At 37.1% G+C, this 19,559-nt stretch carries 14 protein-coding genes; 12 read left to right on the top strand and 2 right to left on the bottom strand.

Annotated features, from left to right (window positions below; translation table 11 throughout):
* The 9 genes from CIL05_RS01025 (at window position 1) to CIL05_RS00990 (ending at window position 9,091) form a co-directional block, all read left to right on the top strand.
* Window positions 1–483 (top strand): PTS sugar transporter subunit IIA, encoded by a 483-nt coding sequence (locus tag CIL05_RS01025; protein ID WP_095653638.1) that lies wholly within the window; start codon window positions 1–3, stop codon window positions 481–483.
* A 1-nt stretch (window position 484) separates the two neighbouring features.
* Window positions 485–763 carry a PTS sugar transporter subunit IIB gene (locus tag CIL05_RS01020; RefSeq protein ID WP_095653637.1) on the top strand — a complete coding sequence of 93 codons (279 nt, stop codon included), beginning with the start codon at window positions 485–487 and terminating at the stop codon, window positions 761–763.
* Between the two features lie 153 nt (window positions 764–916).
* Window positions 917–2,176 (top strand): galactitol-specific PTS transporter subunit IIC, encoded by a 1,260-nt coding sequence (locus tag CIL05_RS01015; protein ID WP_095653636.1) that lies wholly within the window; start codon window positions 917–919, stop codon window positions 2,174–2,176.
* 100 nt (window positions 2,177–2,276) lie between these two features.
* Window positions 2,277–3,308 carry a zinc-binding dehydrogenase gene (locus tag CIL05_RS01010; protein ID WP_095653635.1) on the top strand — a complete coding sequence of 344 codons (1,032 nt, stop codon included), beginning with the start codon at window positions 2,277–2,279 and terminating at the stop codon, window positions 3,306–3,308.
* Between the two features lie 313 nt (window positions 3,309–3,621).
* On the top strand, window positions 3,622–4,293 hold the full coding sequence (gene deoC, locus CIL05_RS01005; RefSeq protein WP_095653634.1) for a deoxyribose-phosphate aldolase: 672 nt from the start codon (window positions 3,622–3,624) through the stop codon (window positions 4,291–4,293).
* Window positions 4,294–4,380: 87 nt separating this feature from the next.
* Window positions 4,381–4,539, top strand: coding sequence for a hypothetical protein (locus tag CIL05_RS22000; protein ID WP_165769012.1), 159 nt, complete (start codon window positions 4,381–4,383; stop codon window positions 4,537–4,539).
* 37 nt (window positions 4,540–4,576) lie between these two features.
* Window positions 4,577–5,629, top strand: coding sequence for a galactitol-1-phosphate 5-dehydrogenase (locus tag CIL05_RS01000; protein WP_095653633.1), 1,053 nt, complete (start codon window positions 4,577–4,579; stop codon window positions 5,627–5,629).
* 546 nt (window positions 5,630–6,175) lie between these two features.
* Window positions 6,176–7,249, top strand: coding sequence for a glycoside hydrolase family protein (locus CIL05_RS00995; RefSeq protein ID WP_095653632.1), 1,074 nt, complete (start codon window positions 6,176–6,178; stop codon window positions 7,247–7,249).
* A 195-nt stretch (window positions 7,250–7,444) separates the two neighbouring features.
* Window positions 7,445–9,091, top strand: coding sequence for an extracellular solute-binding protein (locus CIL05_RS00990; protein WP_240510074.1), 1,647 nt, complete (start codon window positions 7,445–7,447; stop codon window positions 9,089–9,091).
* A gap of 315 nt (window positions 9,092–9,406) precedes the next feature.
* Here the strand turns inward: CIL05_RS00990 and CIL05_RS00985 are convergent, their stop codons facing one another.
* Together CIL05_RS00985 and CIL05_RS00980 are read right to left on the bottom strand one after the other, a co-directional pair.
* A complete protein-coding gene (locus tag CIL05_RS00985; protein ID WP_095653631.1) occupies window positions 9,407–13,567 on the bottom strand; it encodes a heparinase II/III domain-containing protein in 4,161 nt (1,386 codons plus the stop codon).
* A 466-nt stretch (window positions 13,568–14,033) separates the two neighbouring features.
* Window positions 14,034–15,194 (bottom strand): Gfo/Idh/MocA family protein, encoded by a 1,161-nt coding sequence (locus CIL05_RS00980; protein ID WP_276245324.1) that lies wholly within the window; start codon window positions 15,192–15,194, stop codon window positions 14,034–14,036.
* Between the two features lie 405 nt (window positions 15,195–15,599).
* Here CIL05_RS00980 and CIL05_RS00975 point away from each other — a divergent pair, with 405 nt between their 5' ends.
* The 3 genes from CIL05_RS00975 (at window position 15,600) to CIL05_RS00965 (ending at window position 19,504) form a co-directional block, all read left to right on the top strand.
* On the top strand, window positions 15,600–17,543 hold the full coding sequence (locus CIL05_RS00975; protein ID WP_095653629.1) for an alpha/beta hydrolase family protein: 1,944 nt from the start codon (window positions 15,600–15,602) through the stop codon (window positions 17,541–17,543).
* A gap of 47 nt (window positions 17,544–17,590) precedes the next feature.
* Window positions 17,591–18,343, top strand: a complete 753-nt coding sequence (locus tag CIL05_RS00970; protein ID WP_095653628.1) for a sugar isomerase domain-containing protein — start codon at window positions 17,591–17,593, stop codon at window positions 18,341–18,343.
* Between the two features lie 99 nt (window positions 18,344–18,442).
* Window positions 18,443–19,504, top strand: coding sequence for a LacI family DNA-binding transcriptional regulator (locus CIL05_RS00965; RefSeq protein WP_240510073.1), 1,062 nt, complete (start codon window positions 18,443–18,445; stop codon window positions 19,502–19,504).
* The last annotated feature ends 55 nt before the right edge of the window (window positions 19,505–19,559 follow it).

The raw sequence follows: 19,559 nt of genomic DNA, 5'->3' as shown, positions 1-19,559 counted from the left end.
ATGAGTGATATCCATTTTAACGAATCTATTATTCTCGTAGATTTAGAAGCAAAAACGAAAGAAGAAGTTTTAACAGCGATGGGAGAAAACCTACAGAAATTAGGACTTGTAAAAGAAAGCTTCACACCTGCGATTATTGCTAGAGAAGGAGAATTTGCAACTGGACTTCCTACAAAGGGTGTATCTGTAGCAATCCCGCATACAGATGTGGAGCATGTAATTACCAAAACAATCAGCTTTGCTGTATTAAAAGATCCTGTGGAATTTGGTGTTATGGGTGATCCCGAGGAAACTACACCTGTAAAAGTAGTGTTTATGCTGGCGATGGATCAGGCTCATGATCAGTTATCATTGCTTCAGCGCTTAATGCAGGTCTTCCAGGATGAAGATACATTAAATTATCTGGCAAATGAAAAAGAAGCAGTTAAAATTAAGAATCTTTTAGCAGAGAAATTAGACTTTGCATTTGAAGGAGGTGAATGACATGAAAAAAGTATTGGTAGCTTGTGGAGCAGGAATTGCAACTTCAACTGTTGTTAATGGTGCAATTGAAGAAATGGCAAAAGAAAACAACCTTAAAGTTGATCTAGTTCAAATTAAGATTACAGAGGTTGGTAGCCATGTAGATTCAGCTGATTTACTAGTAACTACTGCAATGACTAAAAAAGAATATCCATTCCCAGTAATTAATGCACGTTCATTCTTAACCGGAATTGGTGTTGAAGATACAAAGAAACAAATTTTGGACGAACTTCAAAAGTAATAGTAAAAGCTCCAGTACCCAAATTGTTGGGTACTGGAGATAAATATGCATAGTAAATAAAGTCTCGGTTTCTTTTAAAGGTAGAACGCACGTGGTTCAAGAGAAATCGGGGTTAAACATAAAAAAATAAGGAAATGTAAGGAGGATAAAATCATGGATGGATTTGTTGATTTTATACAAGCATTCTTAGATCTGGGAGCAACAGTAATTCTACCTGTAGCAATCTTTCTATTAGGATTATTCTTTGGTCAAAAACCAGGTAAAGCTTTTCGTTCCGGTTTAACAATCGGGGTTGCATTTGTTGGTATCTTCTTAGTTATTGATTTGCTTGTTCTTAACCTTGGTCCTGCAGCGCAGGGTATGGTTGACAGATTAGGAGTAGAATTAACCGTTATTGATGTGGGGTGGCCTGCAACATCATCTATTGCATGGGCATCTGTCGTAGCTGCATTTATTATTCCACTAGGTTTAGTTGTAAACGTTGTTATGCTTCTTACAAAAACAACGAAAACAATGAACGTGGATATTTGGAATTTCTGGCATTATACTTTCATGGCAGCAATGGTGTATGCAATCTCAGACAGTATTATCCAAGGTTTGATTGCAGCAGTAATATTCCAGGTCGTATGTCTTAAAGTCGCTGACTGGACAGCACCGATGATGAGTGAGTTCTATGAATTACCGGGTGTTTCCATCGCAACAGGTAGTACAATTTCCTATGCGCCAGGTATCTTCTTAGTAAAAGGGATTCAAAAAATTCCTGGAATTAGAAACTGGAATGCAGATCCGGATACAATCCAAAAGCGATTTGGTATTTTTGGAGAATCAATTTTCATCGGACTATTCCTTGGTGCAGCAATTGGTGCATTAGCAGGATACAATGTTGGTGAAATAATTGAAATTGGTATGGCGATGGCAGCAGTTATGGTTCTAATGCCACGTATGGTTAAAATTCTGATGGAAGGTTTAATGCCTGTATCAGAATCTGCACGTGAATGGTTAAACAAACGCTTTGGTGATAAAGAAATTTATATCGGACTTGATGCAGCGGTAGCACTAGGACATCCGGCTGTAATTTCAACAGCATTAATCCTTGTTCCAATTACTGTTGTACTTGCAGTAATTTTACCAGGTAACGCAGTACTTCCATTTGGTGACTTGGCAACAATTCCGTTTATTGTCGCATTTATCGTTGGTGCAGCAAGAGGTAATATCGTTCACTCCGTCATTGTTGGTGCGATTATGATTGCTATCTCATTATATATCGCGACAGATGTTGCACCAATGTTTACACAAATGGCTGAAAACGCCAACTTCGATATGCCTGAAGGGTCTGCTTCTATCTCAAGTATTGACCAAGGTGGTAATATCGTGAACTGGGTAATTTATAAAGTCTTTGCATTGTTTAATTAATAGTTTAGTTTCGTCAAAAAGTCAGCATGATTATGGTGACTTTTTGACATAGTTTATGACATTCAACCAGAGTCACTGATTATTTAAGGAGGAATTCAACATGAAATCATTAGTGAAAACAGATCATGGATTTGGAAATTTGGAAATACAAGACAAACCGGAACCAACAGCAGGCCCTGGTCAAGTGAAAATCGAAGTGAAATATGCAGGAGTCTGTGGTTCAGATATCCATACCTATGAAGGACATTATAAAGTTGGTGTTCCTGTAACATTGGGACATGAATTTTCAGGAGAAGTAGTGGAAGTTGGAGAAGGGGTTACAGCATTCAAACCAGGCGACCGTGTTACTTCAGAAACTACTTTCTACATTTGCGGTGAATGTGAATACTGCAGGGCCGGCGATTACAACTTATGTAACCACCGAAAAGGTTTGGGTACACAACAGGACGGTGGATTTGCAAAATACTTGATCGCACGTGAAAAAAGCGTTCATCATCTTCCGGAAAATGTTGATTATCAGTCAGCGGCGATGACAGAACCATTAGCATGTACACATCACGCTGTTTATAAAACAGACATTAAAGATGGCGATATTGTTGTTGTTATCGGACCAGGACCAATTGGTTTATTCACAGCACAGGTTGCAAAAAGCCGTGGTGCTAAAGTTCTTATCACCGGTTTAACAAATGATAAAGTTCGTTTGGATAAAGCAAAAGAATTAGGTATCGATTATGCAGTGAACACACAGGAAGAGAATATTAGAGAGCTTGTTAACAGCTTAACAAATGGCTATGGCGCTGATGTTGTATTCGAATGTTCCGGTGCAGTACCTGCAGCTAAGCAGGGACTTGATCTTCTTCGCAAAAAAGGACAATATGGTCAGGTTGGACTATTTGCACAACCCGAAGTGCAATTTGATCTTGAAAAAATTATTCAAAAAGAAATCCGTGTTGTCGGAAGCAGAAGCCAAAAACCCGCTGATTGGGAACCTTCTCTTGAATTAATGAATAATGGCAGTGTAAACGCCAAAGCAATGGTTACACATGAATTTGACATTACCCAGTGGGATGAAGCATACCAAGCAATTAAAAGCGGGGAAGCAATTAAAGTATTGTTGACACCTGTGGATTAATAGATATAGCGTTCTGCTATTAGCGGTCGGGACTCTGGACAATATGGAGCAGGATGCTTTAGTTGAGAGATTTTACCGTAAAGTTGAGAGATACTGCGATGAAGTTGAGACACGCGGGGGCGAAGTTGAGAGACATCGCCCTAAAGTTGAGACATACTGACTATATACACTGATTTCTCCCAACTTTTCTGCTTATCTCTCAACCTTGGTTAGTTATCTCTCAACTTAGTATTCCTGATCGCTCCTGTGATTAGGTACTTGGGCAGCAACAAGAAGTCACTAATGGAAAAACATAAAAGTGAGGCGATATGAATTGAATAAACAAGAATTAATCAACATGTTTGACTATACACTCCTGAAACCAACAGCAACGAAGGATGATATTACAGCATTCTGCAATGAAACTATCGAGAATGGATTTAAAACGGTTTTTGTTAATCCATATTATGTTGCACATGCACACAGTCTGTTATCACCCCATCAAATTAAGGTTGGTGTGCCAATCGGATTTTCACTTGGTGGTGCCACAACTCATACGAAAGTGGAAGAAACCAAAGAAGCAATCAAAAATGGCGCAGAAGAAATAGATATGCTGATCAACCTTGGTGCATTGAAATCCGGTGACCTGGATGTAGTGAAATATGATATTGCCGAAGTAGTCAAAGCTTCAGAAGGTTTGACAACAAAGGTGATCATTGAAACGGCATTACTAACGAAAGAAGAAAAGATAGCTGCAGCAAATTTAATTGTTGGAGCTGGTGCAGATTTTGTAAAAACAGCTACAGGATTTAATGGTGGCGGCGCAACTGTTGAGGACGTACAACTGCTTCGTTCTATCGTCGGTGAAGACTTTGGAGTTAAAGCAGCTGGCGGTGTACGTACTTATGAAGATGCTGTAAACATTGTAAAAGCAGGAGCAAACCGGATTGGAACTAGTGGAGCGATTGCAATAATTTCAGGCGATACTTCAACTGCTTCCTATTAAACTGTTTGAATAATACAGAATGGACGATTAGATGTAATAGCATAATCGTACGTTACTATTCGAAAAAAGAAATGAGGGTGATGAAAAATGACAGAAACACTTCTTGATTTTATGATCGGCCCCTTTAGAGTAATTTCCGATTTTTATTTTGAAAATCAACTGATTCTAAATACGATTGTAATTGGATTTGCACTATTTCAAGTAATTTTCAAAAAGAAAAAAACGCAGGATAAATCAGCAAGCTAGAAGGATAGACAGCAAGAATATAGAAAGGGTGACAATAATGAAATCCTTGAGACTTTATGGAAATCAGGATATCCGTTTTGAAGAAGCAGATAAACCAGTAATTGAAAAAGCAGATGATGTAATCATTAAGGTGAAAGCTGTTGGGATCTGTGGTTCAGACATATCGAGATTTAGTAAATTGGGACCTTATGTGGAAGGTAATGTATTTGGTCACGAATTCTCCGGAGAAGTAGCAGAAGTTGGATCAGAAGTAGAGCATATCAAAGTGGGGGACCGGGTTGCCGGGTGCCCAACTTTTTACTGTGGCGAATGCGAAAGCTGCAGAAAAGGCGAATTGTCACGCTGTGAAAATTTGCATGTTATGGGTGCTTACCATCCAGGTGCCTTTGCAGAATATGCAAAACTGCCAGCTGAGAATATCGTTCCTATTCCTGATAATGTAGACTATGAAACGGCAGCAATGGTTGAACCTTCTGCAGTAGTTGTTCATGGTTTTTACCGTACAACTATGCAGCCAGGTGCAGAAGTGGCTGTCATGGGCTGTGGAAATATTGGATTACTTGCTATTCAATGGGCGAAAATTTTTGGAGCTAAAAAAGTTTATGCGATTGATATCGATGACTCCAAGCTTGAAGTTGCCAAAGAAGTTGGAGCGGATGTATTAATTAATTCATTGGAAAAACCACCGCATGAACAGATTTTAGAGCATACAAATGACGCTGGTGTTGATGTTGCAATTGAATCGGCTGGATCTCCAATCACATCTGCACAGGTATTTGCATTGCCTAAAAAAGGCGGACAAGTTGTGTTTATGGGTATTCCATATGCAGATATCAATATCGAACGATTCTATTTCGAAAAAATTGTTCGTAATGAACTGACCGTATTAGGGTCATGGAATGCAATCTCTGCCCCGTTTCCTGGAAAAGAGTGGAGTACAACTGTCCACTATATGAGTACAGGGCAAATCAATGTGAAGCCAATTATTTCACATCGTCTTCCATTGGCAGAAGGACCGGAGACATTTGATAGAATTATTAATAGAAAAGAGTCTTTTGGGAAGGTTATGTTTTATCCGGAAGAGGGATAAAGGAATAGAATAGTAGGATTTTGTGAAGCGTCCGGGAGCGGGCGCTTTTTTAATATTTATATTTAGGAAGTTGAATGTAAGACTAGAGATTAGCTACCATGAATCATTTGTATAAAAGTTTGTTCATTCTCCAGAACAACTTACTCCTCAAATTAACTTTACGTTAAATATTTCTGTGATTTCAATTGTCACTTCTAATTTATTGGAACTTATTATAAGAGTCCTATATTAAAGACAATTTATAGACTTGTCTATTTTAAGGTTAGAATATAGTATATATTTTATGTTAATTAATTTAATTAATTTAATTAATTGTAAAGGAAGGTTTTAATTACCAAAGATGACGCCACAATCTAATCTAAAGTAATGAACTTTTCAAGAGGTTATAAGGAAATGCAGAATCTGTAATACCGGCATTAAAAGGTTAGATGAAAATCCAGCCGATAAATGACATTAATAAGATTTGATGCCAATTATTTAGAAAAAGAGGAAAGAGCATGGTTAGTATAAAATACATGGTGGGTAACTTGAAATGGAGGATAAATAATGCAAGAGATAAAACTTTCAATCATTAAAAAGTTAGTAAATTATTTTGATACTACATTGATTAAGGACCATACTGATCAATTCTATTTATTTGATTCAGACTTAGATGGAAATGCTAGTAGTTGTACAACTGGACAAGTTGCGTGTTTATATTTGCTAGATGAAATCTATAACGGAAATGACAGAAAAAAAATAATTAAGGATCTCCTTAAACAAATTCGGAATCAACAGCTAACTAGTGGCGCTTTTGCACAACCGTATTTTGTTGAACATGGAAAACAAGGAACAATAGATATTGCCGAAATTGGCGCTGTATCAAACGCACTATTTCATATATACCAGCAAACTGGAATAGTAGATGCTAAAAAAGTCTTGATAAGTGCATCTAATTATTTATTAACTCAAGTATCAAAGGAGAACCCAGGTGCTGTTTATAAAAATCCACAAGCTAAACAGCACGATGTATTAAATGGAGACATATATGCTGCACACACTTGGGGAAGGGCGTTTCAGCTTACTGAAGATAAAAAGTATCTTGACCAAAGCCTGACAGTTGTTGAGCATATCCTAAGTCGATTCGGAGTAAACAGCAAGGGATGGTGGCCTTACATTGAATTATGGAATGGTCAAGTGGGTATGGGGAATAGTGTAAGTTATCAGGCAACAATTATTGCTTTTACTCATACTATCTTACCCTTTATGGATGATTCACTAAGAAACAAATGGATGAATGTTGTTAATGAAGCGATTAAAACGATAGAAAAGGCAGTAGATATAGGCCCTAATGATGAAAATGAGGAACCATGGTGGTGCAGGGATTGGAACAATACCTGGGAAATATATTTAGCCTTTTATAGATTTGAAAATAGAGAAAAGATCAGAGAAATAGCCGATACAAGATTAATCGAATTAAACAGGGACTTTCAACAATATGGAATAGATTTATTTAAACCTAAGATTGATAGTAAAGATCCTAACAAAAGCCCAGTAACAACTACGTTTAGGAAAGCAGCTACATTTTCGGGGATTTTTTCATATATAGTCTTGGATGAAAAATATACATATCTAAACTAATGAGGTTAGATATTTAGTGTAGAGGCGAGGCTAATGCTATTTCCTGACCCGAATTTCCGTTGGTTTAAAAAGTCCAAATAGGACAGGGTATTCAGATCAGGCAACAATGCATTCTATTAAACTCCCGTTACCAAAATCAAGACTACTATAAAGTAGATGAATTAATTTAGGGAGGTGTTTAGAAATAGTAATATTTTGAAGATAATTGACTACATAAAAGGAGGGCTAGTATTAAAACTTAATAAAGTTTTATTTCTAATAACAACAATTGTACTATTATTACTAGTTGCGTGTAATAACGACGATTTTAAGGATAATAAACAGACAAGTGAAGAAGCGCTTGAAAATTTGAATAAAAGTGGGATGCCTATTGTCAATGAAGAAGTCACACTAGATATTTTTGCCGGGAAGGCCCCGGCCAATAGTGATAATTGGAATGATATCATGATTTGGGATCATTATTCTGACATGACAAATATCAATGTGAATTGGGAATTGGTTCCACACACTTCATTAGGAGAAAAAAGAAATCTAGCATTGGCAAGTGGAACCCTTCCAGATGTATTTTATGGTGCTGGTCTTACTAATTTAGATTTACTGAAATATGGGGAGCAGGGCATTTTTATTCCTTTAAATGATTTAATTGATAATTATGCACCTAATTTAAAAACGATACTTGATGATAATCCAGATATAAGAAAAGCGATTACATTTCCTGATGGAAATATTTATTCTCTACCAAATATCCGATCACCGCAATTTTTATCGATGCTTGTAGGTGCAAGACCATGGATAAACCAAGAATGGCTTAACGAACTAGGAATGGACATTCCAGAGTCGACAGAAGAGTTTTATCAATATTTAAAAAAGGTTAAAGAAGAAGATCCAAATGGAAACGGAAAAGCGGATGAAATTCCTTATGGTGGCAATGTTATTGATCCATTAATCGGATGGCTTAAAGGATCATTTGGATTAGGAAACCAAGGTAAACATCTTTTTGATATGGATCCAAATGAAGATAAATTACGATTTATTCCAGTTGCAGATGAATATAAAGAGATGCTTGAATACGTGCACAAGTTGTACAGTGAGAATCTTATCGAGCAAAATATATTTTCAATTGACTATAATCAATACCTTTCTAATGCCTCAGAAGAATTATATGGTAGTACGGTTTTTTACGACCCAGAGGAAGTGTTTGGGATTGGTGAAAGTTATGAAGGAGCTTTAGCCTTAGTTGGTCCTGACGGTGAACAAGCATATGTAGATGTGGATCATCCAGTTTATACTATGGGAAATCTTTCTATTACTAGCGAAAATGAAAATCCTGAAGCAACAATAAGATGGTTAGATTATTTTTATGGTGATGAAGGAGCAAAACTTTTCTATATGGGAGTCGAAGGTGAAACTTATAAAGAAAATTCAGATGGTTCAGTTGAATACCTGGAAAAAATAACAAATAGCGCTGAAGGATTGACCTTTGAGCAAGAACTATCGAAGTATCTGATTTGGATAGGTACTGCTGCTCCGGGTATTGTAAAGCAAGAGTATTTTCGTGGTTCAGAAACAACAGAAGCATCTATAAAAGCTGCTGAAAAGTTGGAACCTTATATTCCTGAGGAAATATGGCCAAAATTCACGTACTTAAAAGAAGAAAACGATACGTTGTCTGCATTAGGTACAGATATAGAAAAGTATGTTAGCGAAATGCGAGATAAATTTATTACCGGTGATGTGCCATTAACTGAGTGGGATAACTATGTGGAGACAATTGAAAACATGGGATTAGAAGAATACATGAGTATCCAGGAATCAGCTTATGAAAGGTATCAAAGTAATTAGGGTTTTAGTAATTGGAAATTTAAAGACATTCTAATTTTTATTAGTTAAGAGTAGGTTAATATACCCTTAACTAATAAAATTGGCTTTTTAACCAGCTATTCTTTGGGATGAATATAGAAGTATAGAAGTGCTTCCTCGTATTCGTGTCCATCCATTTAAGAAAGATACGGTGCACACTTCTAATTGTTATATTTAGTCCTGTGCATTATAATCATATATGTTTTATAGCGTATGACACGAGCTCTTTCCTTTCATCCCGATTCTTTAAAAAGGAAAGAGCTCTTATTTAATTGAGTTTATATTCTGCTTAACTTTTTACTTTGAATTTATATTTTCAATTTGAAAAGTGTGTTCTCCTTCCCATTTTTTAAATGGATAAAATTCCATTTCCGATGATCCGTCACTATTGATGCTAAAGCCTGGGTCCATACCATCTATCTGAATAATCGTTTGTTCGTTTTCTCTGATTATCTCTTTGATTTCATAGCCATGTGTTTTGCCGTCTGGGTGTGTCACTACAATATGGCTTCCCTGTGTATCCTCCGGTATATATGAGTCTGTTACAAATGCATCATAGCTGTCCCGATTTGCCTGGCGCATTACATCTGTGAGAGTTCCCTCGACAGTTCCATTACCAGTCAATTGTTCATCACCTTTTTCTAACAGACTGCCCCCGATCAAATACATATCCTTTAACTCATCGTCTTGCAAACGGATCATACCCATTTTTCCTGTCATGGTTATATCATCAACAATCAACGGTTCCTCTGGATGATGAGGAGAACTTAGGATAATATCAGTAGTGTCTCCGTAAGTAACAGCGACCGCAATATCACCCGGACTGGATTCATCCATCTCTAATTTTTCTACACTGTCAATCTGTGGCCCAGTATCATCCCGATAAGGTTCCATTAACGTAATAAATTGACTGGTTAGGTCTTCACCGTTTCTTCTTAAGACGTATTTAGGCATATGATATTTCACAGCTTCATCATTCGTATCCATACTTGTTCCATGTAATCTGGTAGAGCGAAGGGAAGGTGATTCAGCTAAAAACAATTCATTCTCCCCAGATTCCAGGAGACCGGTAATTTTCATTTTAGCTTGTTCTTCATTATTCTCTTCGGTCACTAATGTTAATTCATACTGATTATCTTCAAGCATTGCTTCCATTACATTTTGAAGGTAGATATATCCGTAATAGTGCCCTTCAGCGTACCCTTTATCATAAGCAGTTTCAGGAAGGGTAACTTCAGTTCCTTCAGGCAATAGATAATCACCATATTCCTCCAACGCCATGTCGGTATCAAATCTGGCATCATGGTTTGCATCACCTTGTAATGTATATTCATGGCGATCTCCGCCTGAGACACGGAACAAATCTAATACATATCCATCTTCATTATTAGGAAAGCCGATAAACCAAGGCTCTCTGCTATACTCATCTGTACCTGGATAAGCTTTTTCATGGTTCGCACGCATAACCTGCAAATTGTCGTCTATAGGTGCAAACACCTCGATATTACCTCCATGCTCAGCATCACCAGATGCTGTCATATCTTTGCTGTCTACCACTACTGTATTGTGTCCCATGGTCGATGTTGCCCATCGGCGGTAAAAAGTATAACTATAACCGATATCCGGCAGCAATTCTTGTCCCTCTGCATAAAGATTTAAATTAAGTGGGTCAAAATGATCATGACCATATTTCGGGTCGAAATTCATGTATAGCTGTGACAGTTCAGCAGGTTTTCCATCATCATCTTCTTCCTCTTCCTGAGCTTCTTCATTGAGGAGAGCAAGCTCGATTACACCCATTTTATAATTTGTCGAGTCAACAGATTTGCCAATATTTCTAAAGGTGATCTCGTGTGTACCTTCCTCTAGTTCCATCATTGTAAGTGTTTCAGTATCAGTCGGTCCAGATCCCGTATTATAGAAGTCAAGTTCTGCTATGGCTACATTATTGATTAGAATTTCGTAAAAGCCATAACTTGCGGCCTTGAATGGCTTCAAATCTACTCGGTACGTATCTGTTTTGGGGACCTCAAATGCAAAGGTGATATGATTTCCTTCGCTTACTGCTTCAAACTGTACCGTTCCGCTAGCATCAAATAACCTATCCTCAGCGGTTTGATCTACAATTTCCAATTCAGGAAATAAATAGGTTATACCTGAATCCTCACCCTCACTATCTGGTGTTCCTCTCTGCAGACGAGCAAAGCCAGAGGCAGGAAGCAAAAATGAACCAGCTGCTAAATTTGGATTTCCCGATAATTCATTAGCCCACGTGTCCTGAGTTGGGAGGTATTTCCCATCTGGATAAACAAGTATTTCTGGAATTTCCTGAGATTTACCCAGTGCTGGGAATTGACTTCTCATATCTAAATTATCAAATCTCATCCCCGAACGAGGTGAAATGTATCCTTCCGGGTCACTCCACCCCTGAAAGGCATCGATCGCCCGATTTATTCCGTTTGTTGACTGGTTATGGTAGGACAATGTTGTTTCTTTATAAAATCCATCGAATAAATATTCATTCGTTGTATAGTCTTCTAATAACTCCACTCCTTCGTGAATGTAAGAAGGGTCATTAATAGCTTTAGACATTTCACCTAGACCTACCCATTTGGTGTAATCCATATTATGATTAATAATTTGGAAAGTACGAGCAAATTCAATAGATGGTTTAAACATATCTTCAACAATCCTGTGATTTACATCTTCTCCTACTTCCGCACTTATCAACTCAAACGCGTTGGTCTTCTTAACTGTTTCATAAGCCTTGAACAAATTGCGGAGATCCCAAAGCTCAGAAGCCGACCAGCGGTTCCATACTCCACCCCACCAAGGATATGGCGGCCCAGATGAAACTTCTACTGGGAAGTTTTGCCATATATGATCACTTACAGGTGTATAGCCTTCATAAACTTCAGCAAATCGATACAATAGTCTAGCGGCCCCCAGTGGATCGGAAGACGCAATGCTCTGTATTTGTCCCACTGCATAATTACGCTGTAAATACCATTTGTGGGCGCTTAAGAAATATATCCTGCCATTTTCATCCTCATAATATGGATATTCAACATCTTCTCCTTTTCTATTAGTTACTGTTAAGACTTGATCTTCTGGATATTCTTCATTAGGATAAGTCATATCACTGTGATTGGAACTGATTACATCAGGATTATCGATATCCCAGCTAAAATTTCTATCTGGATGTAAATGTGGCTGATCTGGTAATCCAGTAAATCGAAAGCCGACCTGTTCTGGAATAATATCCAGAATTTGTTGGACATCTTCTGTAGCAGGTTCCCATTCTAATGGAGTTCTCTCCCCCTCGTAAGGAATGTGATTGTATAATTTCCCCCCAGCTTCAATCATATTGTTGCGGTCAAAAGAAAGAATCGTGAACATTGCTTCTGGTTTATTTCGGTTTTGATCCAGACTGACATATAACTGATACAATCCATTTTTATCTGGTTCTGGATGCTCAAATGATACAACGATTCGGTCATCTACTCTTTCTAAATTTACGTTTTCGAGTTCAGCTTGTTCTCCAGATGGTGTTTGCCAAGTTAATGCAATTTGATCATGAATATGATTGATTCCAGATCCTTTAAAAGACAACTCTTTCTCTGTGAACCCTTTATATTTAAATTCTAACTCCTGTGGATTCCAAATGGAGCTGTATGGTTCTGGTGCCCATTGCTCTGGCAATTTATTGAAAAAAATACTGCCCATACGTCCTTCATCTGAAACATCGAAATTAAACCTATAAGATGAGCTAGTATCCGTTTTGGTGTACCTGGATGTACGAATAGGAGCCCATGAAGTCATGGGGCGCGTATTAATTTCATGCTGATTGATTACATTGATTTGCCACTCATCTCCATCATGAACCTCGTCCACATTAAGTGATGAGATAGGAACAGCAACCTCTGCCGTTATTAATCCCTCTTCATCCACTATTTCGTAATCATAACCAGCAACTTCATTACTATCGGTTCCCCAAACATTTTCAATTGGTAAATCTAGTTCTTTAACAGGGATGGGTGCATGAAAGAACTCATCTTCAGCCGAAGAAGGCTGAATCAAAATCTCAAAATTAGCTAATGAATGACTAACATCATCGTGTGCATAGGTTAATCCAAAGTAAAGATTTTCGGAGTCATATGCCACCAGGACATCCGTGCCTTTTTCAGCCTCTTCATTATGAAACACGGTGATAAATTCTTCTAACATAACTGCTTCATCCCACACATCGTCAGTCAAGACACCGTCTATGACAAGGTTCTGTTCCACTTCCGGTATTATCGCCCAACGATTGTTAAAATGATCGATAGCAGCTTCTGTGGCTTGAACAGTCTCAGCAGCACTCGCCGTATGGCTAGATACATTATGTGGGGTGATTTCAGCAAAAGGGCTGAGTACTAAAAGCAGTCCGAAAAACAAAATCAGTGTTTTTCTTTTCATTTAATTTCCTCCTCCTTTATTATGATTATTCTAAATTTTATAACAAACTCTATTAAATACAAGTCTATAAAAGGTCCATAAGTGGAACTGCTAGAAATTAGTAATTTAGGTCTATTAGTAAAGGGTGATGTCAGCCAGAAGGAGTGTTTATTTTGTCTTTTCATTCATTATGGCCTTGCTTACAGTTAATTTGTTCTATGGATTTCTATCTAAAACGGAAAGAAAGGTAGGAAGAAATTCTCTAACGGCAGTGCACGGGGACCATATGAATCGATTAATGGACCGAACAAATTGATTTTCAGACCGGACGAAATGTTAAATTGACCGGATGCATTGCAAGGCACAATAAAAAAGAAGCCATTTATTAAAATAGCTCCTCCTACACAAGTTACATCATAATTCCATCATCTACAAAAAGGGAGTGTCCATTTACATAACCCCATGGTGCAGTCTCAATCTTTTAGTTTTATAAATTAACTAATTTTCCCTTCCTTGCCCAAGGTATATCAAATTCGCTTGGCATTCGCGATTCCTCAAAACATTTAATTAAGGTTTCGGATAGTCCATCTACCCAGATAAGATCAGTTTTTTCATCATGATTAATAAGTATTTCAGGAAAATTAATAATCTCAGGCATAGAATTATGCATGCTGTTAATACATAATGTATGGGTGTAAGCTGCCTCTGGACCACAATAAATATCTTGATTTCCTAATTTAATTGCCTCAATACACGTCGCTAATTTTTGTAAAGGATCCTCTTTTCTCGGATCTGTATATAACTTTTTTCTTCCATCATGAAATTGAGCAATTACGTTATTTGAACCTTTTTCTTGTGTATAGGTAATGGTTGCATGTTCAAATTCAAAAGTGAAACGAGGTCCAACCGAATTTTTAACAGCATGTGTCGCATAATACAGTAACTCCACGCCCTCATCTGTTATTGCTCTTAATGCACAGGTGTCAAAATTTTCAATGGGGTTCGCACGATAAAGCTCAGCTGTAACTTGATTCAAACACGAACTTTCTTCTTTTGTTGGCCCTAAAAGGTAGAACATATGATGAAGGTAATGTGCTCCGGCATTGCTGGCCACACTATCTAATATCAGCTCACTTTCCTCGCTATACTTTCGTCCTACCCAAGGTGCACGATTATAATAACTTCTTGATCGTGGCCAAAGTAAGACTGTTTTTAGCCTTTTGGGTTTTCCGAAAAAACCATTTCTAATATCTTTCTTTAATTCTTGAACCGATGGATTAAAAGACCAATTAAAGCCGATTGCTAAAAATTTGTTCATATCATTTCTTGTATTAATCATTTTATTAGCATCTTGAGTTGTGGTACACATCGGTTTTTCGCAGAGAACATTGCTGCCATGTGTCAAAGCATAGCATGTCTGGTATGCGTGAAGATGAATTGGCGTAGAAATTACTGCAAGGTCTGCTTTCTTATTTTCATAGAATTCCTCAATGGATGAAAAAACAGGAATATGATTTTCGATGATTTTATTATAATTTTTACTCATCTTAGGGTTTATATCAACGACTCCCACGATAGACGCTTCTTTTTGTTTATTGGTATCAAGCAGATGACTGACATAAAGGTCACCATATCCTCCTATTCCAATTAAAACAATAGAAATTTGTGTTTTTATAATGTTCTCCTCCTTTACCTATCAAGTTTCTAAGGAAAATATATGAACAGTATAATTGTATCAGATAATTTTAACAAGTCTTTAAATAGACTATATGTTTAGTTTGCTGTATTAAATTTGACTTTTAAATCTGTTATATAAATTTTCCACTAGTTGTAAGTTCAAAATCAATGAAGTGGCAGAATTGCCAGGAATCACTGATTGAATAAAAAAAAATTGTTTACTGAGATTAATAGACACTTTAAAGACTTGTCATTTCAAAATGATTCAAGTAAATTTAAAGTTAGCAGACATCAATATCAGAATCTTATTAATATTTTAAAACGAAATATACGCGTATTTATGGGATTCTAAGTGACTTGAAAAGGAGGGAAGTTTGTGTACATACGAGATTACTTGGTTAAAATTGCGGAGGATATTACAGAGCGTCCTTTACCTTCTTTTTCTTCAGAAAGTGAATACTTTTTATGGAAGAAAAACAAGCAAATACAATTTCAGCAGATGCTTGGGATCGATACATACTTAAATGAACAGAGATCGCCATTAAACGTAACAATAACTGGAACACTGAAAAGCGACACACACCGAATTGAAAAATTATATTATGAAAGTTTACCTGGCTTATATGTAACAGCTAATTTATATATCCCAAATGATTTAAAGCATCCCGCTCCAGCAATCGTGTATCTTTGTGGTCATAGCCCTACACAGAAAGTAAAATATCAAGACCATCCGAGAAAATTCGCTCAGCTTGGGTTTGTAACTTTGATAATTGATACAATCCAGTTCGGAGAGGTACAAGGGATGCATCATGGGACGTATGCTCATGGTCAGTTTCAATGGACCAGTAAAGGCTATACACCTTCAGCAACAGAGGTTTGGAACGCGATAAGAGGTATAGATTTGCTGACAGAACGACAGGAAGTAGATCAGAATAGGATTGGAATCACGGGGCACTCCGGTGGGGGAGCAATTAGCTGGTGGACTGCTTGCTGTGATGACCGAATTAAGGCTGCTGCTGCATCAAGTGGTACAGGCACGATTGCTTCACAGGTCAGAGAAAGAACAATAGACACACATTGTGATTGCATTTTCCCTAATAATCCATATGGGTGGTCGTTAATTGAGTCATATGCTTTGATGGCTCCTCGTCCGATGCTGATCATATCTCCGGATAGAGACAGAAATTATACAATAGAATCTGTTCGATTGGTTTATGAAAGATTGAAAGCGTTGTATTCAAACCTGGGGTTCAAGGAAAATATTCAGTTATTTGACTTTCATGCACATCATTCATATAGTCCAGATTCTCGAAAGGCTGCATTTTCATGGTTCCTTAAACATTTAAAGGGTGAAGAAAATAGCGAAAATAAGGTTAACGATATTGATGGAAAGCAGGAAAGCGAGAAGGAATTACTTGTATACCAAGGGAAAACACCGCCAAACGATGAATCAACTACGGTTCAGGAATGGTTGATTGAATCAAAAGAACTGCCATTGATTCAATCATCTCAAGAGCTTAAAGCTACTAAAAAGAACTTAATCAAGAAACTAATGACGGAAAGCTTTGCTGCATTTGCTAAACATAATATTCCATTGGCTGTGGAAACAAAGCAAAAATACTTTAGTAATGAAGAAACCTGGCATCATAAATTTTCATTTGTTTCGGAATATAACTGGAAGATTCCGGGGGAATTGTGGGGATCTTCTATGAAGGCATCTAATTCACCTACAGCTATTTATTTAAAATCAACTGCGAATACTGACGGATTTAAATTTCATAAAATCCCCATTATTCATGATTTGCCATCTGAATGGCAGCGAGCAATGATCGAGGTTAGAGGGACAGGTGAAAGTGCTTGGGGAACGGAGATGAACTGGAATGTGCGAAGGTCATTAGCACTCACGGGAAGAACAATAGCATCGTTACGAGTTTGGGATGTTTTGCGGGGAATCCAGGCCATAAGATCTAGGCCAGAAGTTAACCCTGACAAGATAATAATTGCTGCAGAGAAGGATATGACGGTCCCTGCCCTTTATGCTGCATTGTTGGATAGCAGGATATATGCAGTTATTTTAAAAGACCCCCCAGCTTCACAAGATATATCAAGTAATGCAAATGGCAGTGACAATGTAATTGAAATAATCAATTCATTAAGACATACAGATTTACCGCAGCTGGCAGGACTTATTTGGCCTACTAAATTAATTTTTCTTGGAAATCGGCCGAAGAATTATCGTTTGTCTGAAGATATTCACAAAAAACTAGGTGAACCTGGTGGAGTATGGAGAATGCAGGAATTATCAGATTTGAACATCTGATAGATTTCAGAATAATGAAAGGATGATTCTAGAAAAGGAGTGTAAAGATGGGATTAATCTTAAAATACTATGAAGAAATCAACAAATTTTTATCAGAAATCCTAAGAACGGAAAAAGAAAAGATCGCAAAATCTGCTCAATTGGTCGCTGCACATATAAAGCAGGATAAAATATTTTATGTGTTTGGACCTGGGGGACATTCTAACCTTGCCTCTCAGGAAATTTTCTATAGAGCGGGAGGATTAATGCATGCTAATGCTATTCTCGATGAAGGGACGTTACTCAGTAATGGTGCTTTAAGGTCATCAGCGATGGAACGTATGCCCGGATATGGAAGAATGGTAATTGATGATAACAATTTGAATGAAGGTGATCTTTTAATCCTAGTTAATGCTTATGGAATCAATTCTGCTGTAATAGATGCTGCTCTTGAAGCAAAGGAGCGGGGTGTTCAAACAATTGGAATTTGTTCTGTTCAGCATGCTGAAAATACACCTTCTGATCATCCAGCAAGACATCCATCAAAATACAATCTATTTGAAATAACGGATGTCAGCATCGATTCCAAAGTAGAGGAAGGGGATGCAGTTTTAAAGATTGAAGGGCTTCAGCAAAATGTAGGGGCTATTTCTACTTTTGTAAACGCATTCATCGTAAATGCTATTAGTATTGAGGCTACAAATATTTTGGTGCGTGAGAATGTACAACCACCAATCTGGAAAAGCAGTAATATTCCAGGAGGGGACGAATGGAATCAGCAGTATATCCACAAATTTAAAGGGATAATTAAGAAGTTGTAACTGGGAAGTATCTAAACCCTTTAAAGATACCGATAAAATATAAAAAAATCTATTACTACATTTTTTAAAAATAGAAATCGATTACTAAAAGGTGAGGAAATGGTGAAAAAGCATCCGACTATATATGATATAGCAAAAAAAGCAGATACCTCTACAGCTACAGTTTCTCGTGTATTAAGCAACAGCGATTATCCAGTTAGATCAGAGTTAAGAGAAAAAATAAAAAAAGTGGCGAAAGAAGTAAATTATATTCCTAATATGATAGGAAGACAGTTAAAAACAAATAATAGCATGACGATCGGAGTCATCATTCCATCCATAACGAATCCCTTTTATTCCTCTATCGTTCTGGGGATTGAAGATATTGCCAGGAGTCGGGGATATCATGTGTTTTTATGCAACTCCCACCGCAGTCCGCAACTTGAAGAGGAGTATTTAAAAACGTTATTTGAAAAACAAGTAAAAGGATTAATTGTTTCTTCGATTTCCCCAGATAAGAATTTACTCGGGGCTTTAGTTCAAAAAGACTTAAATATTGTAGCATTTGATCAAACAATAGAAGGGTTAAATAGTAGCCAGATTCATTTCGATTATAGAAAAGGTGGATATATGGCGACGGAATATTTAATAAAGAAGGGGCACAGAAAAATTGCTTTAATAAGTTCTCCATTAACCCGACCAAGTCGAATAAGTGTATATAAGGGCTACTTAAATGCATTGGAAAATTATAATATCGAAATAGATAAGTCATTGATACAGATCGCTTCAAGAGAATACGAAGAATTTGAAAGAAGCTATGAGTTCAGGAATGGCATTGAATTAACACGAAACTTATTAAAGTGTTCTGAATTACCTACAGCTGTGTTCGTTTGTAATGATATGACAGCTTTTGGTGTTATGAATGAACTGAATAAACAAGGTATAAATGTCCCTGAGCAAATTTCTGTTATGGGATTTGATAATATTGAGTTTTCGGAAATGATTACGCCACCTTTAACTACAGTTCAACAACCGGATTACGAAATGGGCAAATTAGCATGCAATTTGCTGCTGGACCAATTAGATGGAAAAATAGTTGAAAATGTAGATATCATGTTACAGCCAAGAATAGTCAATCGCAGCTCTGTACTAGATTTAGAAAGTTCTTTATTAAAGAATTGAACAGTTATGGTAATCGATTACTGTTACAAATGAATTAAAAAGGAGGTACCGATGA

It is taken from the genome of Virgibacillus profundi (assembly GCF_002287375.1).
GTDB lineage: Bacteria > Bacillota > Bacilli > Bacillales > Amphibacillaceae > Virgibacillus_K > Virgibacillus_K profundi.
Note: the sequence above shows the minus strand (reverse complement) of the source record. Positions and strands in the feature narration are given on the sequence as shown.